Annotated in this window: 17 protein-coding genes, 1 tRNA gene and 1 riboswitch; of the genes, 6 read left to right on the forward strand and 12 right to left on the reverse strand. The window is 60.5% G+C overall.

What is annotated here, in order from left to right:
- The first annotated feature begins 245 nt into the window (after positions 1-245).
- From R8871_RS31990 to R8871_RS32000, 3 genes are read left to right on the forward strand one after another with little or no spacing between them, the layout of a single operon-like run.
- A complete protein-coding gene (locus R8871_RS31990) occupies positions 246-2591 on the forward strand; it encodes an O-linked N-acetylglucosamine transferase family protein (RefSeq protein ID WP_175054078.1) in 2346 nt (781 codons plus the stop codon).
- Between the two features lie 46 nt (positions 2592-2637).
- Positions 2638-3786, forward strand: a complete 1149-nt coding sequence (vioA, locus tag R8871_RS31995) for a dTDP-4-amino-4,6-dideoxy-D-glucose aminotransferase VioA (RefSeq protein WP_175054035.1) — start codon at positions 2638-2640, stop codon at positions 3784-3786.
- Positions 3787-3818: 32 nt separating this feature from the next.
- Positions 3819-4481 (forward strand): acetyltransferase, encoded by a 663-nt coding sequence (locus R8871_RS32000; protein WP_175054036.1) that lies wholly within the window; start codon positions 3819-3821, stop codon positions 4479-4481.
- Positions 4482-4502: 21 nt separating this feature from the next.
- Here R8871_RS32000 and R8871_RS32005 read toward each other — a convergent pair whose 3' ends face one another.
- The 6 genes from R8871_RS32005 to R8871_RS32030 form a co-directional block, all read right to left on the reverse strand.
- On the reverse strand, positions 4503-6857 hold the full coding sequence (locus R8871_RS32005) for a carbohydrate-binding family V/XII (protein ID WP_175054037.1): 2355 nt from the start codon (positions 6855-6857) through the stop codon (positions 4503-4505).
- A 170-nt stretch (positions 6858-7027) separates the two neighbouring features.
- Positions 7028-7756, reverse strand: a complete 729-nt coding sequence (locus tag R8871_RS32010) for a CatB-related O-acetyltransferase (protein WP_175054038.1) — start codon at positions 7754-7756, stop codon at positions 7028-7030.
- A gap of 189 nt (positions 7757-7945) precedes the next feature.
- Positions 7946-8917, reverse strand: a complete 972-nt coding sequence (locus R8871_RS32015) for a SphA family protein (protein WP_175054039.1) — start codon at positions 8915-8917, stop codon at positions 7946-7948.
- Positions 8918-9018: 101 nt separating this feature from the next.
- Positions 9019-10506 (reverse strand): DUF1254 domain-containing protein, encoded by a 1488-nt coding sequence (locus tag R8871_RS32020; protein WP_175054040.1) that lies wholly within the window; start codon positions 10504-10506, stop codon positions 9019-9021.
- 28 nt (positions 10507-10534) lie between these two features.
- Positions 10535-11959 (reverse strand): DUF1254 domain-containing protein, encoded by a 1425-nt coding sequence (locus tag R8871_RS32025; RefSeq protein WP_246287905.1) that lies wholly within the window; start codon positions 11957-11959, stop codon positions 10535-10537.
- A gap of 37 nt (positions 11960-11996) precedes the next feature.
- A complete protein-coding gene (locus R8871_RS32030; protein ID WP_175053918.1) occupies positions 11997-12254 on the reverse strand; it encodes a hypothetical protein in 258 nt (85 codons plus the stop codon).
- Positions 12255-12878: 624 nt separating this feature from the next.
- Here R8871_RS32030 and R8871_RS32035 point away from each other — a divergent pair.
- Positions 12879-13940, forward strand: a complete 1062-nt coding sequence (locus tag R8871_RS32035) for an HAD family hydrolase (RefSeq protein WP_175054041.1) — start codon at positions 12879-12881, stop codon at positions 13938-13940.
- A gap of 56 nt (positions 13941-13996) precedes the next feature.
- On the opposite strand, the gene R8871_RS32040 is transcribed toward R8871_RS32035, so the two are convergent.
- Positions 13997-15007: a sodium:calcium antiporter gene (locus R8871_RS32040; RefSeq protein WP_175054042.1), complete on the reverse strand. Its 1011-nt coding sequence runs from the start codon at positions 15005-15007 to the stop codon at positions 13997-13999.
- A gap of 100 nt (positions 15008-15107) precedes the next feature.
- Positions 15108-15279: riboswitch (yybP-ykoY riboswitch) on the reverse strand.
- Between the two features lie 159 nt (positions 15280-15438).
- Between R8871_RS32040 and R8871_RS32045 the strand changes: the two genes are divergently transcribed.
- Entirely contained in the window at positions 15439-16458 is a 1020-nt protein-coding gene (locus tag R8871_RS32045; protein WP_175054043.1) for an NADP-dependent oxidoreductase, read from the forward strand.
- Between the two features lie 149 nt (positions 16459-16607).
- On the opposite strand, the gene R8871_RS32050 is transcribed toward R8871_RS32045, so the two are convergent.
- The 3 genes from R8871_RS32050 to R8871_RS32060 form a co-directional block, all read right to left on the reverse strand.
- Complete coding sequence (locus R8871_RS32050) at positions 16608-18008, reverse strand: glycosyl hydrolase (RefSeq protein ID WP_246287907.1); 1401 nt, start codon at positions 18006-18008, stop codon at positions 16608-16610.
- A 159-nt stretch (positions 18009-18167) separates the two neighbouring features.
- Positions 18168-18500, reverse strand: a complete 333-nt coding sequence (locus R8871_RS32055) for a hypothetical protein (protein ID WP_175054044.1) — start codon at positions 18498-18500, stop codon at positions 18168-18170.
- 1045 nt (positions 18501-19545) lie between these two features.
- Positions 19546-19621, reverse strand: a tRNA-Arg gene (locus R8871_RS32060).
- A gap of 296 nt (positions 19622-19917) precedes the next feature.
- Here R8871_RS32060 and R8871_RS32065 point away from each other — a divergent pair.
- Positions 19918-20817 carry a c-type cytochrome gene (locus R8871_RS32065; protein WP_175054045.1) on the forward strand — a complete coding sequence of 300 codons (900 nt, stop codon included), beginning with the start codon at positions 19918-19920 and terminating at the stop codon, positions 20815-20817.
- A gap of 97 nt (positions 20818-20914) precedes the next feature.
- Here R8871_RS32065 and R8871_RS32070 read toward each other — a convergent pair whose 3' ends face one another.
- Together R8871_RS32070 and R8871_RS32075 are read right to left on the reverse strand one after the other, a co-directional pair.
- Positions 20915-21493: a hypothetical protein gene (locus R8871_RS32070; protein ID WP_175054046.1), complete on the reverse strand. Its 579-nt coding sequence runs from the start codon at positions 21491-21493 to the stop codon at positions 20915-20917.
- A 101-nt stretch (positions 21494-21594) separates the two neighbouring features.
- Entirely contained in the window at positions 21595-23685 is a 2091-nt protein-coding gene (locus R8871_RS32075; RefSeq protein WP_175054047.1) for a UvrD-helicase domain-containing protein, read from the reverse strand.
- Positions 23686-23823 lie beyond the last annotated feature (138 nt).

Here is a 23823-nt window from a genome sequence, read left to right on the forward strand (position 1 = left end):
AAAAGGCGCAGCAGCACTGAATTGCAGTACCAGACAACCAGACAATAAGAACTACGCGCTGAAGCAAGGGCGCGCTCGTTCCCTCAGCCCGCCTCGTGCGGGCTTTTTTCTGGCTTTCGTCCTCACACTCCCCTCTCCATGCGCTAAACAGGCGGCTTTTTTACCGTCATCTCCGCGCATCGGAAACACCCTCCCCGTCGCACAATTTCCGTCATAGACCATTCTGCGCTGACACCATGACTCTCCTGCACGAGCAGCCGACCGCTGAACCCTTGACGCCCGAACAGCAGTTCGAGCATGACATCGCTCTGGTTTTGCAGACCGCGCTGGCGCATCACCACAAGGAAGAGTTCGACGACGCCGAAGCGCTGTACAAGGCGATCCTCGACGCCATGCCCAGCCACACCGACGTGCAGTACAACCTCGGCGTGCTGTACGTGCAGCGCAGTCGTCCTGTCGACGCGCTGCCACACCTGGAAGCCGCGCTCGGCGGCGCGCCGAACAACGGGCAATTCTGGGTTGCTTACATCAACGCATTGATCGACGCGGACCAGACCCAGACGGCGTGGCTGGCACTGGAAATGGGGCAGCAAAGGGGATTGAAGGGACCGGCAGTCGACGGACTGATCACGCGGATGGCACGCGGCGGCGCCGGGTTCGCCACGGCCGCCGTCGCACCTGTCGTTGCATCGCCGGAGGCCACTGCGACGGTGGTCATCTCGACAGACCGGAATGCCACGGAACCCACAACGGCTACACTCGATGCGCGCCGCCCCTCCCCACAAGAAATAAGCCGCTTCAACACGCTCTACGCCAGAGGCCACGTTCCGGATTCCATCAAGCTCGCACAAAGCCTGACGGAACGATTTCCGTCGAGCGGCCTCGCATGGCGTTGCCTTGGTATTGCTCTGCATAAGGCTGGCCAATACAGCGATTCCGCCGAGCCCCTGAGAAACGCCATCAAGTTTGGTAGCGACGATTCCGACGTTCGCAAGGCGCTGGCCGACTTGCTGCGCCTGCTCGGTCACTATGCCGATGCAGAAGCCGAGTGTAGAAAACTGCTCGAACTGCATCCAGACCATTCAGAAGGCCATCGCATCCTTGGCATGGTGCTCGCCGGCCTCGGCCGCACCCGCGAAGGGATCGCCGAGTGCCGCCGCGCAGCCGAACTCACGCCCGACTACGCGGAGTCACATAGCACGCTGGGCGTCGTACTGCTTAACGCCGGCGCGACGGACGAGGCCGAGCTATGCTTTCGCCGCGCGCTCGAGCTCGATCCCAAGAATGCACCGACGCGCAGCAATTTGCTCTTCACCATCGCGCACAACCCGCACATCGCCGCGGAGCAAATCTACGCCGAACATCGCGAATTTGCCCGGATTCATGAAGCATCGCTGCGCTTGCCGAAGCCGCGTCACACGAATAGCCGCGCACGCGATCGTCAGCTGAAAATCGGCATCGTCTCCGGCGACTTGTTCCGGCACGCGGTCGCCTCCTACCTGATGCCGATCATGGAGCCCCTCGCGAAAGACGAGAGCCTGCAGCTCCATGTCTACTACAACCATGTCCAGGAAGATGACTACACGCACTGGTTGCGCAGCCAGTCCAACCAATGGACTACCGTCTCGGGCATGTCGGACGAGCAGTTCATCGCCAAGGTTCGCGCCGACAAGATCGATATCCTGATCGACCTGAGCGGACATACCGGCCGTAACCGGCTGCAGGCGTTCGCGCGCAAGCCCGCGCCGATTCAGGTCAGCTGGATCGGATACCCGGCGACGACCGGTCTCGACGCGATGGACTACTACCTCAGCGACCGCTTCTTTACGCCGTTCGGCGACATGGAGCAGCAGTTCTCCGAGAAACTCGTGCACCTGGCAGCCATCGGGCCGTTCCAGCCGGACAGGAATGCCCCGCCGGTCAACATCCTGCCGGCCATGCATAACGGCTACATCACGTTCGGCAGTTTCAACCGGTTGAACAAGTTGCGCCCCGACGTGATCGCCGTGTGGGCGAGGTTGCTTCGCGAGTTGCCCACTGCCCGGATGGTGCTCGGTTCGATGAACGGCGACGAAGGCGACGAAAACCTCATCAACTGGTTCGTCAACGAAGGCATTTCACGAGACCGCCTGACTTTCCGTCCGCGTTCCCGCGTAGAGGTCTACCTGCAACAGCACTTTCAGGTCGACATCTGCCTCGACACCTTCCCCTATACCGGTTCGACGACCGTTCTGAACTCGTTGTGGATGGGTGCGCCTACGCTGACGATCGCAGGCAAGACCATGGCAAGTCGGGCAGCGACGGCATGGCTCGCCCATTCGGGTCTCGACGCGTTCGCGGCCGAAGATGCGGATGACTTCGTGGCAAAGGGCATCAAGCTGGCCTCCGACATCCCCGCACTCGCGAGCATTCGCACGGCGTTGCGGGAGCGCTGCGTACAGTCGCCCCCGTTCCAGCCGGAAGTTGTCGCAGAAAGCCTATCTCGCGCATTCCGCACGATGTGGCATCGCTGGTGCAACGATCTCGCACCGGCCGCCTTCAGCGCGCACGATCCGCAAGCAGCAAGCGGCCACCCGGTTCACACCGCATAACGGCCGCCATCCGTGACCCGGACTAAAAAACAGTAGCGAGGAAACCATGGGCTCAAGCGCTCCTCTTCGTGCGATCGCGTCACTGGACGACGAACGCATCTATGTGACCCAGCCGCATCTGCCGCCGCTGGCCGAGTTCCTGCCGTACCTCGAGAAGATCTGGAACAGCAAGATCCTCACGAACGGGGGGCCGTTCCACCAGCAACTCGAAAAGGCGCTCTGCGAGTATCTGGGCGTGGAGCACCTCGCACTGTTCGCGAACGGCACGCTGGCCCTCGTTACTGCACTGCAGGCGTTGCGCATCAATGGCGAAGTGATTACGACGCCCTACTCGTTCGCAGCGACCGCGCATTCACTCCTCTGGAACGGCATCAAGCCGGTTTTCGTGGACGTCGACCCGGACACGCTCAATCTCGATCCGGAGAAGATCGAAGCGGCCATCACGCCGCAAACCACCGCGATCATGCCGGTGCATTGCTACGGCCATCCCTGCGACGTGAAAGCCATCCAGAAGATCGCCGATAACTACAACCTCAAGGTCATCTACGACGCCGCGCACGCGTTCGGCGTGCAGACCGAAGAGGGCAGCGTGCTCAAGCACGGCGATCTGTCGATCGTCAGTTTCCACGCCACCAAGGTCTTCAATACGTTCGAAGGCGGCGCGATCATCTGCCCGGATGCGAAGACGAAGCAGCGTATCGACCATCTGAAGAACTTCGGTTTCGTGGATGAGGTGACCGTTGTGGCCGCCGGCATCAACGGCAAGATGAGCGAAATCAACGCCGCCTTTGGGCTTCTGCAACTGCAGCACGTCGACAATGCACTGGCGAAACGCAAGTCAATCGACGCGCAGTATCGAAAGCTGCTGGCTAACGTGCCCGGTATCCGCTGCCTGTCGGACGCAGGCGAAAAAGTCGCGAACTACGCGTACTTTCCCGTTCAGGTCGAAGACAATTTTCCGATCAGCCGCGATGCGCTGTATGACCACCTGAAGCAACACGATATCTATGCGCGTCGCTACTTCTACCCGCTGATTTCTGAATTCCCGATGTATCGTGGCCTGCCGTCGTCGCACAAGGACAATCTGAGCGCCGCCAGCGCGGCGTCGAAACGGATCTTGTGCCTGCCGATCTATCCCGATCTGAATCCGGTACAGGTTGAACGCATTGTCAGCATCGTCGCCGGCATTCAGTGAATTGAGCCGGCCTTAAAAGCGGGACGCATGCAATGCAAAACATCGTGCTGGTTGGGTCTTCCGGCCACGCCAAAGTCGTTATCGACGTCGTCGAAAAGCAGGGGTGCTACCGGATCGCCGGCCTCATCGACGCTTTTCGCACGCCTGGTGAAGAGACTCTTGGTTACCGGGTTCTCGGCGGCGAAGCTGACCTGCCAGGCTTGGCGGCAGAGCACGATCTCAAGGGTCTCATCGTAGCAATCGGAGATAACTACGTTCGCGCCAAAGTGGCCGCCAAAGTGGCCGACGTCTGCCCGCAATTGCCGTTCGTCAGTGCTTTGCACCCTGCAGCCAGCGTCGGCAAGGGGACACGCATCGGCGCCGGCACGGTCGTCATGGCGGGCGCCGTTATCAATGCCGACTGCCGCGTGGGTCAGTTCTGCATTGTGAACACGAAGGCATCGCTCGATCACGATTGCGTCATGGACGATTTTTCGAGCCTGGCGCCTGGCGTCACCACCGGCGGCAATTGCCGCGTCGGCAGCCACGCCGCCGTGAGCATCGGCGCCGTGCTGCGCCATGGAATCACGATTGGCGAGCACAGCGTGGTGGGCGCCGGGTCCATCGTTCTGAAAGCGGTCGATGCTTTTTCGGTGACGTACGGAAACCCCGCGAAAAGGATCCGAGATCGCCAGAAGGGCGACAAGTATCTTTAATCAGAATCGGCCGCCACCGCCTCACCGCCTGAATCGTCCACCTCCGCCGCCGAAGTGCCGCTGCGGCTGAAACTGCCCACTCGCTCGCGCATTGCCAAGATCGTGTCCCTGCCTGAGCGAGTCGAGCCGCTGGGTCTGGCTGGCGTTCGGCTGAACCGGCTGCCAGCCGTCAGCGCTGTGCTGCTCCCAGCCGCCGCCCTGATCATGGCGGTAGACGTTGCCGTCGCTGCCCGCATAGACATTACCGTTATTCCACGCGACCGCGTTACCGGTGTTCTTGTTGCCCACCACGCCGCGCGAACCCGCCTGATGATCGCCTGAATTCGTGTTGCCGGTTACGCCCGCTTCGGCCACGCCGTAGCGGCCGGTCTGTGCGTTGTAGCCGGCGCGTTGCCCGCCCGCCGCGTAATCGCCGGTGCCCTGGTTACCCACTACGCCGCCACGTCCCGCACCGCTGCGTCCCGTCGACGGATCGCTGAACGAGCCTTGCCGTCCCGCCTCGTAGTTGCCGTTGTACGCGTTCTCGACGGCGCCACGACTGCCCTGGTAGTGAGCGCCAGTGTACGGATTGAAACCGGATACGGACGACCCCGCCCAGCTATTGCCGGTCCAGCCGTTCCAGCCGCTCGCGTGGGTCACGGTGGCCTGCCCTCCCCAGCGGCCATAAATATTGGCCTGGTTGACGTTCGCATATTGCCAGCTGCCGCCCCAATACGGACCCCAGTACGGCGACGGCGCGCCCCACGTGGCGCCGATCGCGAAACCGAAAGCGAAGCCCACCGTGGTCCCGAGCGCGAAGCCGGCGCCGTAGCCATAAGTGGCCGGATAGCCGTAGTAGACGTCGCCGACATACGGCGCGTACACATAGCCGGTGCCGTACACGACGGTTCCGTCCGCATTGACGACTACACCCATGTAGCCCGGCGTATAGCCGACCACGACCGTCTCCGGCGTCGACGAATAGACGTGAACGTAGGTCACATAATGCACGGGCGAAGCCGCCGGAATCGTATAGATCGCGGCCGGCACGGTATCGGCAACCTGCCACGGACCGCTCGCTGCGCTTGCCGTGAACCAGATGCCGTTGGCAACCGCAAAGAATTGCGAAGGCCCGGTCTCGATCACCGGCGTCGCGGTGTTCACCGCATACGCGAGCGATGTCCCCACGATCCCGACGAACTTCGGCGCGCCGTCATAGACCACCTTCAGCGTGGTGGTCTTGCGCGATACGGTTGCCGTCTGCGGGATGGTTGCGGCAATCGCCGCCTCCTTCGCCTGCGACGTGCCAGGCACGGAGACGAGCGCATTGGCGCGCGGGTCGTCGGCGGCGATCTTCGCGAAATCGCCCGGCAGACTCTTGCCGTCGACGAAGGTCCATGGTCCATTCAGACTCGCCGCAGTGAACCAGCGGCCCGACAGCAGCAAGTAGTAATGGTTGTCGCGCGGCTCGACGAAGAGCGCATGGTCGGCGTTGGCGACGGAGAGCAGATTCACGCCCTTCACCGGTTGCAGCGAAGGCTTGCCGGTCGTCACCACCAGTTCGGCCGGCTGCGCGGCGACCACCACGTCCGGTGCCTGCGCCGGTTTCTTGCCATCGGTGGGGAGCATCGGATCGGACTTCAGATTGGTCTGCGCGTTTTTCGCTGCAACAACCAGTTCGTGCGGCGGCGTCGCGTTCAAATGCCACGGACCGTCGAGCGAATTCGCCTCGTACCAGTAACCCGCGGCATCCAGATGTAGCGTACCGCTCGCGTCTTTGAGCAGCATCGCCCGCGTGTTGATCAGGCGTTGATAGTGCGTGCCGCCGAGCGCACGCCAGTTCGCGTCGCCATCGACTAGCACGAGCAGCGTGGGGCGTTCGGCAAAGATGATGTTCGGCACGTTGTTCTGTACCGCGACGCCGGGTTCGCTGCCTTCGTGAGTGCTGGCATAACTGGCCTGCAGTTGTTCGAGCGAGGTGGTCAGTCCGTCTTTGGGTATGCGTGCCTGCAAGGCTTCTTTGACGCCGGCGGCAGCGGACGGCGTGGCCGGCATATCGACCTGGTCGATGACGATATCGAGCAGCTGAACAGTCGAGCTGGTCTTGTCGACTTCAGCCCGCGCGGTGAAATGCGCGACGCCGTAGTTGGGCGTGGCGCTCTTCGCACCGACCGCAAAAGCCGCGCGGCCTTCGATCCGGTTGCCCTGCCACACTTCCACCTGCGGCTGATACAGCTCGATGCGCTGCTGTGCGCTATCGAAGTCGCGCGGCCAGACGGTCGGCAGCGGCTGGACGGCAATGGCGGCGAGCGCCTGCCCGGGTGTGGCGAGTGTCACCGCCAGCGACGTGCAGACGCCCGCGAGCAACAGCAAGGACTGCTTCATCGTAGTTTTCATTGTGCATCGCTCCATGAGCATCGACGGCGGGATAAACCGGTCAACGGACGCGGCGGGCTCGGCCGGCAAGTCAACCGAGCCCGCTGACCGGCAAGGATTCGAATCGCTCCTGCCGAGCCGTCAGCGTGACCTTCATATCAAGCAATGCCATCCTGCTCAGTGCTGATGCATCAGGTATTCGTCGCGGCCATCGCCTTCAAGGACTCGCTTTTTGCGCGCAGCAACTCGGTCAGGATTTCCAGTGACCGTCCCTCGTCTGCCGTCAGGTCAACGAGGAAACGGTCGTTATTTTTTTGCAGCCAGGACATCGACATGTCCCACCATTGAAGTTCAAGAAGTTTCTCGCGGATGCGTTCGGAGAAACGGAATCGAACCAGGCGTGCAGGACTACCCACGTAGATGCCATAGGGTTCACTTTTGAAATTGGGCGGCACCAGGGTTCTTGCACCGATAACGCAGCCATTTTCAATCGTGGAACCGCCAAGAAACATCGCTTCGTCGCCGATCCATACGTCGTTACGGATTACCGTGTCACCGTATTGAGGCGGTGGGACGTTGTTTAACCCACTACCGAACGCACTAAGCATCGACGTTGAAATCGTCCGCATGTCGTGCTGCCCATTGAGCAGGAACTTCAGTCTCAAGCCACCCGCGACGAATTTTCCGACTACAAGCTTCTGCAACCCGGCATCGTATTTGGCGATCGAGCCGACACCGATTCCCGAACACTTGCCAATCGAGAAAGTCCCAACCTTCGCTTCTTCATCCAGCCAGTCGCGAAAGAAGTTATTCGGGATTATCGAGATCGATCCATCCTGATACCCGAGGACGATAAACGCCTTCGAAAAGGGGTGTTGGGGTTGAACTCCAATACAGTCGTCTGATGTGGTTACGTTCATGATGGTCCGCAAAAGGTGATTCGCATCGCGTCGCCGGCCATGCCTCAACATTGAGGTCGCGAATGGCGACGATGGTCATGAACAGCATATCGGCGAGCACTGCAGCGCACTTCGCCGATTAGGGCCTCATTTCACGACCAGTTCGATGCGTAACCACGTTTCACAGATCAGCGCCAAGTGCGCGCTCGGTTACTGGAAGGTCGCGCTGACCGACAGTTCGACCGCATTTCCCTTTGGCCGGTTGCTGACGTTGAATTCATTGACCCAACGCAGCGACGCCGACACCGGCGTTTTCTGGACCTTGCCCGACCAGGTGACCATCGGCCCGATACCCACCGAATGTCCCTGATTTCCGCCGGTGGCATCAGCTATTCCACCGCTGTCATGACCGAGTTGCTGGATATAGCCACCCACCACACCCACGCCCCAGCCGCTGCCGAAGCGCTTGAGCGCGAGCAGGTCGAGCACGCTGACCGGTGCGTTGTGATAGTGCGTGTCGCTATTCGGCGTGTAAAAACCGACGCCGTAGTTCAGCGAAAGCTCGATCTCTTCCTTCGGGAACAGCTTCGTGTAGGAGACCGTCGGCGTGAAGGTCCACGTGTTCTGTCCGGCGTTGGCAAGCCGACTCGTGCTGTAAGCGCCAGTCGGCGCGTAAATCTGCACGCTGAACGCAATGTGATCGGTTTTGGTCAGGTGATAGCCCGCCACCACCGGCGTGAAGAAGAGATCGGCGAACTGTATGCCGTGATCATTCGGCAAGCGGCCGTGAAACGACGAGATATCGGTGTACTGGATCGGCACCCCGAACGAGGACGCGAAGTTCCAGCCGCCCAGTGTAATGCCCCACGTTTTGACCGCGTTGAGCATGGTGTACACAGCCGTGACGTCGATGCCCGCCGTGATCTGGCCGGCAATCGGAATCGTCCTGCTTGCGCCGAGCGAGCCTTCGTAATAGATCGTGGTGGCAGAGACAATCCAGTCGTCCGTGGGCGGCACGATACCAGCGTACGGCGTGATCTGCTGGCCGGTGATCGGCCTGCCGATGCCACCTTCAGTCGCCCACGCCTGCAGCGAAAGACCCATGCCGGTAGTGGTGAGAAGCGCGCCCGTGCACAACCTGGCGAGTGACCGGCCAACGGACAAACTGTTTGTGCGACTCATAATCATCCTCACGAAATTAACTTTCCGCACTTCCACCTTGCGGAACAAGGTTTTGACACACTGCGGCGACAAGCCGCACGCGTGTCCACCGGCGTGCTTTCTTACGGTTCCCGTTTGACCGGCGGCGGCGTCCAGCTGCCGTCGAGCGCCGGCTGCTGTGGCCAATAGGCGCGTACGTACAACGAGAACGCTTCATTGGCCGGCGCCGGCAGCCAGTTGGAGGCCTTGTCGTCGGCGGGACTTGTGTTCTGTACGTAGAGCGTCAACGAGCCGTCTGCATTGAACTTCAGGTCCTTGTTCTTGGTGCCGAGCGAGTAGCGGTTCTGAGCGTTCGGCGAGAAGAAGTGATGCGCGTTGTACAACGTCAGCGACCAGAACCCCTTGACCGGCGGCAACTGATCTTTGGCAAACGTCACGGTGTAGCGCGCGTTGCCATCGAGACGCTGACCGGATGCGTCAGCATCGGCGTAGAAATACTTGGTCTCGTTAGGCTTGTTGACGAAGATGTTCGACTTCGCCACCGCCGTGCGCGTGAAGTAGTCCGTGCCGAACGCGGCGCCGTTGCTGATGGTGTTCCAGTTCGCCGGCAGCCGCTTGCCAAAGGTGTTGAAGTTGAACAACGGCGTGACCAGATCCGCTTCAGCCTTGGTCCCTTCGTCGACGATAGCGGCCTTGATCGCTGGATCTCTCTGCGCCGCCGCGATCAACCCGCGTGCCTGCGCATAGAGCGCCTCTTCGCCGCGTTGCGGCGGCGTCTCGTCGAGCACGGTGGACAGCATGTCCCAGAAACGGTTTGGGTCGACCCATTTGATCTCTTCGGCGTTGCCGCCCGCAGCACCACCGGTCTCACCGAAGCTCGGCAACTTCGACCAGTCGGTCTCCTTGACCTTGCCGTCGTATTCGGCGAGCGGATAGAGACCCACCTTCGCAATCACCGACTGTACGGCCACGCGATCTTCAGGCGTGTCGTCCATGAAAACACGCGGAATGAAACTGCCGACTCCGGTCGACGAACGGAACACCTGGCGGATGCCCTTCGGCACCTGGCCGTGCCAGTCTGGCCCCGCCAACAGATAGAAGCCCGGACGAGTGCCGTACATCTTGCCGAGACTCGCGAAACCATCGGTACGCAGATCGACGGCCTGATAGACCCAGAAGCGTTTGCCGAAATCGGGCACCTGCACGACCACCGGCGTCTTGTTCAGATCGAGGATCGAGGAGCCATAGACCACGTCCTGATTCGGACAAGCGACAAATCGCTCCTGCGGCTGAATGTAGTCGCGCAGCATCGACAGATGATTGGGTGGCGCAACCGGCACGATGCCGCCGTTCAGACCCGGCTGCGGGACCTGCTTCATCACCAGTAGTCGGCCGTAGACGTTCACCATGGGCCACGCCCAGAAGTAAGTCTGGCGCGCCACCAGTCGTGCATATTCTTCAGAGATCGCGTAGCCGGCCACCGGGCCCGGCACGGACGCCATCGTAGCGGTGGCATGGGTCGATTGGTCTTGCTGCGTCTTCGCCAGAATGGGCGCGGCGACAGACGCCAATACGGCGGCCGTGACCCATGTCGCGGTTTTCCTGTTCATATTGTCCTCAGGTTCGTCCATGTGCGGATTAGCGCTTTTGGGGCTCGGGGAATTTCCAGTCGCCGTCGAGCACCTTCTCGTCCGGGCCGTAGATGCGCATGACGAGGGTGTACGCACCGGTGGGCGCCGGCAGCCAGTTCGACGTCTTGTCCGCGCCGGGCGACGTGTTCTGCACGTAGATATCCAGCGAGCCGTCGGCGCCGTACTTCAGCCCCTTGGTGCGATCGCCAATCGAGTAGCGGTTGATCGGATTCGCGACCAGATGGCGCGCAGGCAGGTCGTACAGCGTCATCGACCAGAAGAATTTCGCGGGCGGCAGGTCCTTCTTGTCGAAGTGCAACACGTACGGCTGCGAGCCGAGCAGTTGTGCGTGTTCGCCGTTCACACGCGTGCCGACGTAGACCGCTTCTTCCTTCGTGTTGCCGTAAATCCCCATCGCCGCCGCGACGGCGCGGGTGGTGTAGTCGTCCTTCAGATCCGCACGGCTGCCGAACAGGCTGAACGAACCGGTGGTGTGTTTTTCAGCGTCCGCCAATGCGGCTTTGCCGTCCGCAACGCCTGCCTCAAGCGCGGCGCGCGTTTCCGGCGGCAAGGCGGCCGGATCAAACGGCGCGCCAGGCGCAATGCCGATCTTCGCGAAGCGCGCCATCAATTCCTGCTCGGACGGCGCCGGCGGCTGCGTGAACTGCAGCATGAAGTTCAGATACGCGATGAAGTCCACCGAAGTCGCCTTCGCTTCATCCCACTTCGGAAAATCAAGCTTCGCGACGGGCGGCGGTGCAGCCGCGTGTTCAAACGCGGACAGCGGCGTGAGCTTGTATTGCTTCTGGATCGCCTCGACGTTTTTGACGTCGCTCGCGCCGTTGAGCGCCGTGCGGCCGAGCGTCAGAATCAGGTCTGTTTCGGAGCGGAACACCTTGTCGATGCCCTTGGGCGTATCACCGTGCCAGTTCGGGCCGGCGAACAGATAGTGGCCCGCGCCATTGCCCGTGGCCCGCGAACCGACATAGGCGAAGTTGTAGGTGTACAGGTCGATCCACTGGAAGACGTAGTAGCGCTCTTTCGGCACCGCGGGCACCGTCAGCACCCACGGCTCGCGACGCAGATCGAGCCACGCCCACGAGTACGGCGTGTCATTGTTCGGCGTGACGATGTCCTTGTTCTCCGGACCGTACGGATGCGAGTAGTTGCGGAACTTGCCGAAGCCGCCTACATAAGCCTTCGAACTGGAATCGATCGCCTGCTCATAAAGCGTCTTGTAGTTGAACAGCATCGGATACGCATAGAGGAACGCGTCTTTGGCGATCGCTCTCGCTTCTTCAGGCGAGGCGGTGACCGCCGCTGCCGCCGCCGTGGGGGCGCTCGCTTGAGCGACGGCTCGCGTATGCGGCAACATTGCCAATGACAAAGCCGCGATGACTGCGCAGATAGGCAGACGTTTGAATAAGGTCATGAGTTAGGCCCTCTGTTTCTATGCCTGGTTTTTGTGCTTACTTGCCGAACGTCATGTTCAGCCCCGCGAAGATGGTGAACTTCGGCACGGTGGGGCGCAAAAGCAGATCGTTGGTATGCGCGCTCGCGCCGAACACGCTCGACGTGTAGTAATTCTGGATGTTGAGCGAAGCGGCCAGATTAAGTGGGTTATTACTTTTATTGGCTTCGTCGGCCGAGGCCTGAGCGAACGCCGGCGACAACATCACCGAGGCGGCGTATAACGCAGCCGATCTAACCACGCCTTTGCAACCCATTCCTGCACCTCGTATATGGGCATTTCTTATAGGCGAACGCTTTCTTTTGCCTAATGCATATAAAGCAAAAGCAATGGCATTCGTATTTCAAATTGCGTCGAACTAATTGCGAGCGTAAGTTCGCCGCGCCCGGCGGCCACGCGCAGCCGGGAAAATATGCAAAACGGATGAGATACGCGATTAATTCGCGCTAAGTCTCTCGAGCAAGCTGGAAAAAACTGTACAGCCGGATACAGGCTTGCATGGACGCTCCTTTAAGACTCAAGAGACGCGGCACCAAACAACGCATGCGGAGGTAAAAAATTCACAGTACGAGCGTGTTGTGGCGGAATGGTAGCAAAGGTTTCCAGAGATTACAGAAATAAATTTGTAACACGAGCGAAAGCCACTCAATTCCGGAAGAAACTAGATTTTTACCGCCACTCTTATTCCACACATATGCCATAGTTTTGGGCATTTGTTTGCTTTTTGTATAAAAGCCCGCATAGCGAGATACGCCATTTGCAAATTACCGGCATTGACGCCGTCGCTAAAAAAAGCAACAAAATGCGCTGCAACATTCGCCGTGTCCCATTAGACTTGCGCTCGCTCAAAGTTCGATCCACCGCTTTTGATGAGGCTTTCATGATTCGCACGATGCACCGGTACTGCATTGCCTTGACCGTCGTGGTTCTTTCCGCTTGCACCGTTACGCCGCACCATGACGCGAGCGAGTCGCCAGCCGGCGCGTCGAGCGCCGCAACCCTCGCCTCGTGGAACGACTCCGCGACCAAACGCTCGATTGTCGATTTCGTCACGTTGGTTACCACGCCGGAGTCGAAGGATTTCATCCCGCGCGCGGACCGGATCGCCGTGTTCGACAACGACGGCACGTTATGGCCGGAACAACCCGCCTCCGTGCAACTGGTGTTCGCGCTGCAACGGGTGAAAACGGTAGCCGGCCGGCATCCGGAATGGAAACGGCAGGAACCGTTCCGCTCGATTCTGAAAGGCAATCTGAAGAGCATCGCGGCGAGCGGCGACGCCGGTTCGATGAAACTGCTGGCGTCGGCGCATGCCGGCATGACTAGCGACCAGTTCGCCGGGCTCGTGCACGAATGGTTCGATTCCGCGAGCGACCCGCGCTTCAATCGCCCGTACGCGGACCTCGCTTATCAGCCGATGCTCGAGTTGCTCGCCTATTTGCGCGCCAACGGTTTCAGGACCTATCTGGTGACGGGCAGCGATGTCGAGTTCGTCCGTGATATCGCGCAGCGCGTGTACGGCATTCCGCCCGAGCAGGTGATCGGCAGCACCGTCAAATACAAGTACAGCCAGACGAACGGCGCTATAGCGCTGACCCGGCTTGCGCAGGTTGACACGCTCGTCGACGGCGCGGCCAAACCGCTTGCTATCGACCGCGTGATCGGTCGGCGTCCTGTGATCGCATTCGGCAATGCGGACGGCGATGTGCCGATGCTCGAGTGGACGTCGGCAGGCGACGGCCCGCGCCTCGCGGGCCTGCTGCATCACACCGACGGTGAACGAGAGTATGCGTACGACCGCGCGGCGAAAAGCGGCAAGCTCGACAAGGGGCTGGACGAAGCCGGCGCGAAAGGCTGGCTCGTCGTCGATATGAAAGACGACTGGACGACGGTGTTCAAGCCGGATAGCGCGGCAACGACTGCGGCGGCGCCGTCCAATTAAGGGGGCTCGTCGGGAAGGCCGCGCTTCGGCGGCCTTCCCGCTCTTTCATCACTCGCCTAGCGGGTGAGCGTGATGACCAGATAGCCGGCGTACAACACGCCGCACACCAGCAGCGCCCAAACCGGCACGCCGCGCGCGCGCACGTTGATCCGCAGCCATGCGGCGGCGGCGAGCGTGATCACGATGCCGGTCACGACTTCGATACGCGGCGTCCACGGCGTCAGCAGAATCCCGATCGCGGGCAGCAACGTGCCCTGGAACACCATTGCACCGGTGATGTTGCCGAACGCCAGCGTGTCCTTGCCACGGCGAATCCACAGGATGCTGTTGACCTTCTCCGGCAACTCGGTGGCAATCGGAATGATCAGCAGCGACAGCAGCAACGGCGAGATGCCGAGTACCTGCGACACGCCCCGCACACCGTGGATGAAGCCTTCCGCGCCCCACACCAGCAAGGCAACCGCCAGCACCAGTTGCACCGCGATGGTCGCGAGATTGGTGGGCAAGCCAAGACGCGACAGCAGCATCCTGCCCGGCGCTTCGGTGCCGTGACCGGCGTCGACCAGTTCGTTCGATGCACGGAACGTCATCACCACATACGTGATGTACACACCGACCAGCGCCGCGCTGAACAGCCCCCGCACGATCATCTGTTCGTGCGGCACATACATTGCCGCAGCCGCCAGCACAAAGGCACACAGGAAGTAATTCAGATCGCGCGTGAAACCCGTGCGTTCCGGCGTAACCCAGCCGCCGGCGCCGCGCGAACCGAGAATCGCGAGCGTCATCAGGAAGGTGGAGAGGGTGGAGAGCATGAGCGGCGCGCCGAGAATCGCCCCGACGCCGATCTCCTGGTTGACCGCGCTATCGGTCGTGCCGCCCGCAATCGCGAGCAGCGGGACGAGGGTTTCGGGCAAGGCGGTGCCGACCGCAGCGAACAGCGAACCTGTCACACCTTCGGAGATTTTCAGACGCTCGCCGAGATGTTCGAGTGCATTGGTGAAGAGCTCGGCCGCCACCAGAATGACGACCAGCATGATCGCGAGTTCGAACAGAAGACCGGTCATGCGTGGCTCCCCGCAAATGCAAAGGGGAAGCGGCACAACGGACGGACAGGTGGGGAGACTGGCAGGGCACAACGATGTTTCACAGGGCAACTCCGCGGTCGGACGTAAATAACGAACCAATGACGCACCGCGACCCGTCCGACCAGAACGAAGCAGTGCGCCAATGGTCTCGCCAAACCGACCCGGTCGAACGCGCCATGACCCGCAGGCCAAGTATGTTGACGCGCTCTCCTTCAATGGATGAAGGAAGGCTACTCCCCAATGACCCGAGGATTCTAACGGGACGCACGGCTTTCAACAAGCTTGGGATCTGGCGCATGCGATGCTCCCGGTTTCACCGCGCCCGTCCGGCGCTGCGACGTCAGCCGGCGAGCGCGTGATCGCCCCACTGGTAAGATCACTCACCGTATACGACAGCAGTGAGTCCTCACATGAACTACCAGAATCGCCAGTGGTTTTACGTCAAGCGTCCCGAAGGGCGAGTTGGCGACGAGCATTACGAGTTGCGCGAAAGCGAGCTTGACGACAATTTGTCATCGAATGAAGTGTTGATCCGGGCGCGTATCGTCAGCGTCGATCCGTACATCCGGATCCAGCAGCACGAGCGCAATACTTACGACGTGCCGCATCCGCTCGGGATCGTGCAGCGGGCGGGCGTGGTGGGAGAAGTGGTGGCGTCGGCGAGTCCGCTTTTCAAGCAGGGCGACTGGGTGTCGGCCTATAGCGGCTGGCAACTTTACGCCAAGTGTCATCACAGCGAGCTGACCAAACTGAACCCCGACGCAGCGCCGGTTTCGACCGCGCTCGGCGTGCTCGGCATGCCCGGACGCACCGCGTGGTTCGGTTTGATGGAAGCAGGCAAGCCGCGTCCAGGCGACACGCTGGTCGTGTCCGGTGCGGCGGGTGCGGTCGGTTCGTTGGTCGCGCAGTTCGGCAAGCGTGCCGGGTGCCGCGTCATCGGGATCGCGGGCGGCCCGGACAAGTGCGCGTTTCTGACCGACACGCTGAAGCTCGACGGTGCGGTCGACTACCGGGCGCATCCCACACTTGAAGGCTTGCAATCAGCGCTGCAGGCAGCGACCGGTGGCGTCGACGTCTATTTCGACAACGTGGGCGGCATGGTCACCGATGCGGTGATCCCGCTCATCAAGCGCCGCGCGCGAATCGTCATCTGCGGCGCGATCGCTCAGTACAACGGCGGTCTCGACACGCCGGACCTCGCGCCGCGCTTCCTGCAGCACATGCTGTTTCAGCGCGCGACGATCCAGGGCATTCTCGCGCGCGACTTCACGCATCGGATGGACGAGATGCTGCAGATCGTCTCGCCGTGGGTGAAGAACGGCGAAATCGTGTACCAGGAGACGTACGTCGATGGTTTCGACGCGTTGCCGAACGCGCTCAATAGCCTGTTTGAAGGGAAGAACCTTGGGAAGCTGCTGGTCAGGGTGTGACCGGATGAAACTCGCCGGTGGGAGGCACCGCGGCGGCGCCCCAACGCAAATCGAGCCAGCGGGTCACATACCCCGCTGGCTCGACCTGTTCGATGAGTCAATCGCTGTGTGAAGCGATTGACATCACGGATCGCAGTGGATAACGCTGCTTACTTAACGGGCGCCAGGTAGGAGCCCGACAAGAACCGCTGCGAACGCGGAATCGTCGCGCTATACGCTTGAATGGCAGCGGCGAGCTGAGGGCGGATCAGGTTTCGGTTGGTATCGTAAATCGAATAGCCGTCGCCTTCGCCATTGCTCGGATCGCCGTTGCGCACGACATACCAGAACGCTTTCTGCACGGAGCCGTTGTTCATCAGCACTTTCAACTGGTTGAAGGCCGCGAGTTGTCCAGCGTCGGTGCCATCAGTCCCATTGTTGGTTTCCGTCAGCCAAAGCTTTTTAGGTCCGTTCGGAACAACGCTCGACATCGTATCGATAAACGCTTGCACCAGCATGACGTATTCGCTGCTGTTGAAGTAGGGATGGATATCGACCACGTCAACGGAAGCATTCAAGGGGCTGGCGGCACTCGCCGTGTTGTTTCCGATGGCTTTGATGTCATCGGTGGCCTGGATCAACATGCTCGAAGCAGGCGGTTTCCAACCATTGTTCGGGTAGGCCGAGTTGTAGAAGTAAGAGATTCCCTGAGTATGCAGGACGGTCCGGTAGCCGGACTGCGCCTTGGTGTTCAGGATTTTCCTGGTGTTCGTATAGAGCGTTTTCTCACGCGCCAGCATGTAGCCGGTGATGCCCTTCGCGTTCCCGTACGACGGATTGGACGCCGAGAAGCCCCAGTTGACTTCATTGAACAGCTCGATATCGGCGGTGAACGGCAAGACCACGTCCATCAGCGAGCTCATGTATTTCGAAAAGGCAGCATCACAGAAGTCGAGCCGCGGCGAAGATCCGCTCGGCGGACTCTGAGTAGCGGCACATTTGTAGGCGCTGGCAGGCGCGTACATGCCCACCTGGAAGAGAATCTTCATGCCGCGCGTCCGGGCGGCATTGAGAAGCGATTTGAGGAAGGCCACCTTGTTCGGATCCAGCGTGCTGCCATCGGCGAGCACCATGAAGTCCCAGGAAACACCAAGGCGAACCGTGCCGACGCCCAATCCGGTGATCAGGTCGAGGTCTTTCGAGCATTCGCTCAGCGCCGTTTGGTCCGCGCTCCACAGGTTGCAATTCACGTCCATGGCAAACCGGTCGGCGCCAGTGCCGTTCACCGGCGGTTGGAGCGCGACGAGTTGTGCGATGGGTGTAGTCGTCTGTGCGAGGGCCGACAGCGGCTGTCCACACAATATTGTAAGGAAGGCGAATAGTGCGAGTAGCTTGAGTTTCATTTCTCTACTATAAAAAATGCTCGTGCCCGGATTGAGTCCACCAACGTCAACCTCCCTAGCGAGGATGGAGACACCCATGCCCGATTCGCTATCGTGCGGGTTGTCGCAGGTGGAGTTCAGTTCCTTGCTCCCGTCAATGTACGGGCTTTCGAGCGTGACATTCTGCACTGCCCAAATCTGCCTATCGCGTGGTCCGTCGAGTCGCGTGTGAACAGCTTGTTCGACGCACCGCTCGTAAGGCAGATGTGGGTATTCGTGTGCAGCGTGAGATCCGTTAAATCGATATGGCTCTGATCAGCGATCTGCAGAACGTTACCGACCGTTCCGTCAATCGCCTTGCCCAGCCTTTCGCAGCACGACGCGGCCGTGGTTCGGGCTGTCGCCGTTCCCGGAGGTGCTGTCTCCGCTGACGCCGGCGGGGGTGTCGTTGGTGACCTCGCCCATGCCAGCGACGTTGGTGGCCGCATTGGCGACAGCACCAGGAGCGACGGCATCAGCGGCTACTGCAGGTGAATTGACGTCACCCGAGCCCTCGCCCCCGCAACCTGCGAGGGCCAGCGCTCCCGCAGCGAGTGCGAGGACGGTCAGAAATTTTCTGCGTCGAGACGGTTGATCGAATGAAATGTCGAGGTTTGGAAAGTATTCGCTGGAATTGGGCATCTCTGTATCAAGGCCGATCGAGCCCGGCCATTAAAACGAACAACGTTCGCGTCTTGAGGACGTCGCTACGCGAGGCACGCAACAACAGGAAGTACACCTAACGAGTGTTCCGCGCTTAAGGGACAGAGGGTCTGCCGGCAGAATGAACTGGGAGTGGCCAGGTCACATATAATCGTCTGACTTAATGTGACGTGACGTTAGTTCGATTGCATCCTTGAGTTCAGGCCAATAAATGGCGGCGGATCAACAGGTAAATTATGGTGACGGAATGGATTATCATTCCGAAAAAAGCATCTTTTACCGGTCTGGCCTGACGAAAAGCAATGATACATAAATGAAACAAAATTTTAAGCGCGAGTCGTAACCAAGCGTAACTAGCCGATTTGTGATATGGGAATTGTCGGCAATAATTTCCTGCCACCCGCTTATCGCCGCTCAGCAAGGGTTTACGGCTCTTAAGCGCAATCCGACAAAATGCTTCCCAGCATATTAAAAATAATTACCTAGCGGCTCTGAGAGCGTTCTTGACCTATATTAAAACATCACCAAATACATCAGACAAATACGATATAGTCCGACTATATTTAATTGGTGCCGCATCTTATTAAACCTCAGACAAATGCATCTGATCTACTTTTAATAGTTAAGGGTCGCATGCATTTAATCGGATCAACGGCTCACAATCGCGATGGAGTTAATCGATGCGTAAGACGTGTGTCAGGATTTTGATGGGATAGATTTTCAATAATTAATCTGCGATCCTAAATACAAGGCGCCAGACTCGCGCGATCGTGTTTGGATTCTTCGACTATCCGGCAGTTGAGATCCTCATGCCGAAACCAACAGAACAGAATGGAACGGAAGTCAGGCGACGGCGAGAAAGTTCGCGATGATGCGCGCGTTCGAAACGATGCGAAAAGCAGGAAATGTAGCGCGGGAGGTGACGGGGACATTCAGGGACAAAACTGGCGCCCCTGACAGGGGATTTTGTACTGAAGTATTCGGATTTGATGCAGACAGGTCATTAATTCATAACGACCTAAGTTGGTGCGCCCGGCTGGGATCGAACCAGCAACCCCTGCCTTCGGAGGGCAGTACTCTATCCATTGAGCTACGGGCGCTTCAACACGAAAGCGCGGCAACCTGAACAGGAGCGACGCCAAAGCGAGACCGAAAGGATACCCGGTTTCGGCCAAACCGTCCACCGGGCGGCCTATATGGCGGGATTGAGCGCCTCCTGCCCGCCATCCCGCCGACGCCGGCCGCAGCCCGCGATGCGGGTAAACGCCTGCTGAACACCTCGCCGCGCCCCTCGCCGCCGCCGAAATGTTGCGTCTATAATCGTCCGTGCCTGATTAAAGAACAAGAAGTTGCCGTCACGCTGTACCGCTCACATACCCACGGAGACGAGACAAGCATGAGCGAAGCACCACACGGAGCCCCAATCAAAACCCCCGGGCAGCTCATCGCCGCGATCATTGCCAGCTTTGCGGTACCGATCGTCATCATCGTTCTGCTAGTGATCTACGTCGATAATTCGACGCGCACGGGCGCAGGCACCGACAGTCTTTCCGACGCTGAGGTCAGCGCGCGCATCAAGCCGTTCGCGCAAGTCGACATTCGCGACGCCAATGCGCCGCGCGTCTACAAGACCGGCGAAGAGGTCTACAAGGCCGTTTGCTCCGCGTGTCACGCGTCGGGTGCGGCAGGCGCGCCGAAATTCACCAATACCGCCGACTGGGCGCCGCGCATCGCGCAGGGCTTCGACACGTTGTTGCACACGGCGCTGACCGGCAAGGGCGCGATGCCCGCGCGTGGCGGCACCAGCCCGGACGACTACAGCGACTTCGAAATCGCCCGCGCGGTGGCTTACATGGCGAACAATTCCGGCGCGAGCTTCCCTGAACCGGCACAGCCGGCAGCAGGTGCGGCAGCCGCCGCGTCTGGCGCTGCTGCCGCGGCGCCGGCAGGTGCTTCGGACGCTGGCGCCGCCCAAGCCGCTGCAGCAATGGCGGCCATGGCAAGCGTGCCGCAGGCGGCTGCGCCGGCTGCAGGCGGGGCACAAAGCGCGGACGCCTCGCAAGCCGGCAAGGCGTTGTATCAGCAGGTTTGCCAGGCGTGTCACGCGGCTGGCGTGCTGAACGCACCGAAGTTCGGCGACAAGGACGCATGGGCGCCGCGTCTGAAAGACTCGATGGACACGGTCTACAACTACGCGCTGCACGGCAAGGGTGCGATGCCGCCGAAAGGTGGCTCGACTGCCTCCGACGCGGACGTGAAAGCCGCGGTCGACTACATGGTGAGCGCCGTGAAATAAGGCGCCTCCGGCGGTTGCCGCAGGACAAAAAAATCCCTGCACCGTGGCAACACGGGCAGGGATTTTTTATGCGAAATGCGTTTTACGCGTCTTCGGGTCAGGCGTCTGCCGATACAGCCGCAGGGCGGCTGAACGCTTCGACAAATGCCAACGCCGGGGTGCTACGCGCCAGTGACGTCAAATGCGTGTGCAGGTCGGCAGGAGCGAGCCATGGATAGCTCAGCCCATCTTGCAACGCTTCGAGCAATTTGCCGTCGACGTCCGGCATGACGTCCATGCGCGCTATGTGGATATGGAACGCCGTGACGGCCGGCGTTGCGTCGAAAGTCCACCGATACACCCCGTGGCCGACGCGCAATGCGCCGGTTGCCCGTTCGCGCATCACCACCAGCCAGGGTAAGGCGTCGATCATGCCGTTGTCCACCGCGAGCGAATCGCACACGTAATAGGTACGGCACTTCGCGTACTGGGCGCCGAAATCGGTGACGAGCGTTTTGGCAATCGCATCGGTACCGACTGTGCGTGCCGGAAACGCGATATTCGAAGTAGCGAGCGAAATGGTGAGAACCGCATCCGGCGCGAAAGCCTCGGCGATGCGACTAGCACGCGTGTTGTCTTTCGCGTCGATGTAGGTTTCGAGCGCGCGGCGATAGTGCGCGAATGGGGGCGTGGGCATGCGAGCGGTCTCCGATTGACGGGCCGTGCCACTGTAGCGTGCGTGCGTCAAAAAACCCCCATGCACCTGCCGCGCACGGGGTCTTGCATCCACATCCACGCTCAAGGCTTCTGCAACAGCGCCTTCAAACTTGCAAGCCGGTCTTTCGGCGACATCGGCGCTTCTTCGGGCGTCGGCGGCGGGGCGTCGTCGAGCAGCATCTCGGGGATAAAGCGCGACGGCTCGCACACTACGGTTTCGCGCGCGCGCTTGCGCTTCTTGCACCAGTTCAGATGCAGGCTGCGCTGCGCCCGCGTGATCGCGACGTACATCAGACGACGCTCTTCCTCGATGCGTGCGTCGTCGATCGGCTCGTCGTCCGGGCCGCCACGGTGCGGCATGATGCCTTCTTCGACGCCCACCAGAAACACGTGCGGGTACTCCAGCCCTTTCGACGCGTGCACCGTCGAAAGCCGCACAGCGTCCGGATCTTCCTCGCGGCCTTCGAGCATCGACATCAGCGCGACGGTCTGGATCAGGCCGAGCAGGCTCTTGCCGGTATCGCCGAAGCCGTCGGCGGTGTCGTAGCCGGTTGCCTCGCTCTTCTCCGAACCTTCGGGCTCGGCCTTGGTGCCCTTGCGCTTCAACCATTCCATGAACTCGAGCACGTTCTGCCACTTGGACTGCGCCTGACGTTCGTCGAATGCGTCGTACAGATAGGCTTCGTAGTGAATCGCGTCCATCAGTTCGTCGAGCAAGGTCCCTGCGGCATCCTTCTCGGCGCGATCGGTGAGACGCTGCATGAAATCGCAGAACACGCGCATCGGTTCGATCTGACGCGGCGACAGGCGTGCCTCGATGCCGCCCATGTACACCGCTTCGAATAGCGACACCTTCGCCTGGCCCGCGAACGAACCGAGCGCTTCGAGCGTGGTATTACCGACGCCGCGGCGCGGCGTAGTGATCGCGCGGATGAACGCGGGGTCGTCGTTCGCGTTGGCGATCAGGCGCAGATACGCGCAGATATCCTTGATCTCGGCTTTGTCGAAAAACGACTGCCCGCCCGACAGCACATACGGAATCCGTTCACGACGCAGCACCTGTTCGAAGATGCGCGCCTGGAAGTTGCCGCGGTACAGGATCGCGTAGTCGCGGAAATTCGCACGCCGCTCGAACTTGTGCGCGGACAGGCGAAACACCACAGACTCCGCCTCGTGCTCTTCGTCGTTGCAAGGTGTGACGGTAATCGTGTCGCCCATGCCGTGTTCGGACCACAGCTTCTTTTCGAACAGCTTTGGGTTGTTCGCGATCACGTTGTTCGCGGCAGTCAGAATACGCACCGTCGAACGGTAGTTCTGCTCGAGTTTGATCAGATGCAGCTTCGGAAAATCCTTGCTGAGCTGCCCGAGGTTTTCGAGCGTCGCACCGCGCCAGCCGTAGATTGCCTGATCGTCGTCGCCGACCGCCGTAAACGCTGCGCGTTTGCCGGCCAGCAGTTTCACCAGCTCATACTGGCACGCGTTGGTGTCCTGATACTCGTCGATCAGCAGATAGCGCAGCTTGTTCTGCCAGCGGTCGCGCACCTGCTCGTTCTTCTCGAAGAGTTCGGCCGGCAGACGGATCAGATCGTCGAAATCGACCGCCTGATAGGCGTGCAGCGTCGCGACGTAATTGCGGTAGACGATTGCGGCCTGATGCTCGTCTTCGTTCGCGGCAATCGAAATCGCCTGTTCCGGCATGATCATGCCGTTCTTCCACAGCGAGATGATCGACTGAATCTTGCGGATGAAGCCTTTGTCCGTCGAGCCGACCTGCTCCTGGATCATGCCGAAGCAGTCGTCCGAATCCATGATCGAGAACTGCGGCTTCAAGCCGACGTGTTCCGCTTCCTGCCGCAGAATCTGCACGCCGAGCGAGTGAAAGGTGCAGACCGTCAACTGGTTGACGGGCACTTTGCGGCCTTCCTTGCCGGGCGTGGTGAGCGTCTTGCCCTCGAGCAGCTTGCCCACGCGCTCGCGCATTTCCAGCGCGGCCTTGTTCGTGAACGTGACGGCGGCAATGTGGCGCGGCTCGAAGCCTTTGGCCTCGATCAGGTGAGCGATTTTCTGCGTGATCACGCGCGTCTTGCCGCTTCCAGCGCCGGCGAGCACGAGACACGGGCCGTCAAGATAACGGACCGCTTCATTTTGAGCGGGGTTCAGGCCTGCGGACATCGTCAGTGGATGGGTAATGCGGTTGAGGGCGCTTGGGTGCGGAATCGCGAGACCGAAGGCCCGGGGGCATGCTGCGCGGGGCGGGCGGCTGGGACGCTCGCCTCGGTGTGAGGGGCATTCCGGCTCGCTGCGATCCGC

It is taken from the genome of Paraburkholderia sediminicola (genome assembly GCF_902859805.1).
Classification (GTDB): domain Bacteria; phylum Pseudomonadota; class Gammaproteobacteria; order Burkholderiales; family Burkholderiaceae; genus Paraburkholderia; species Paraburkholderia sediminicola.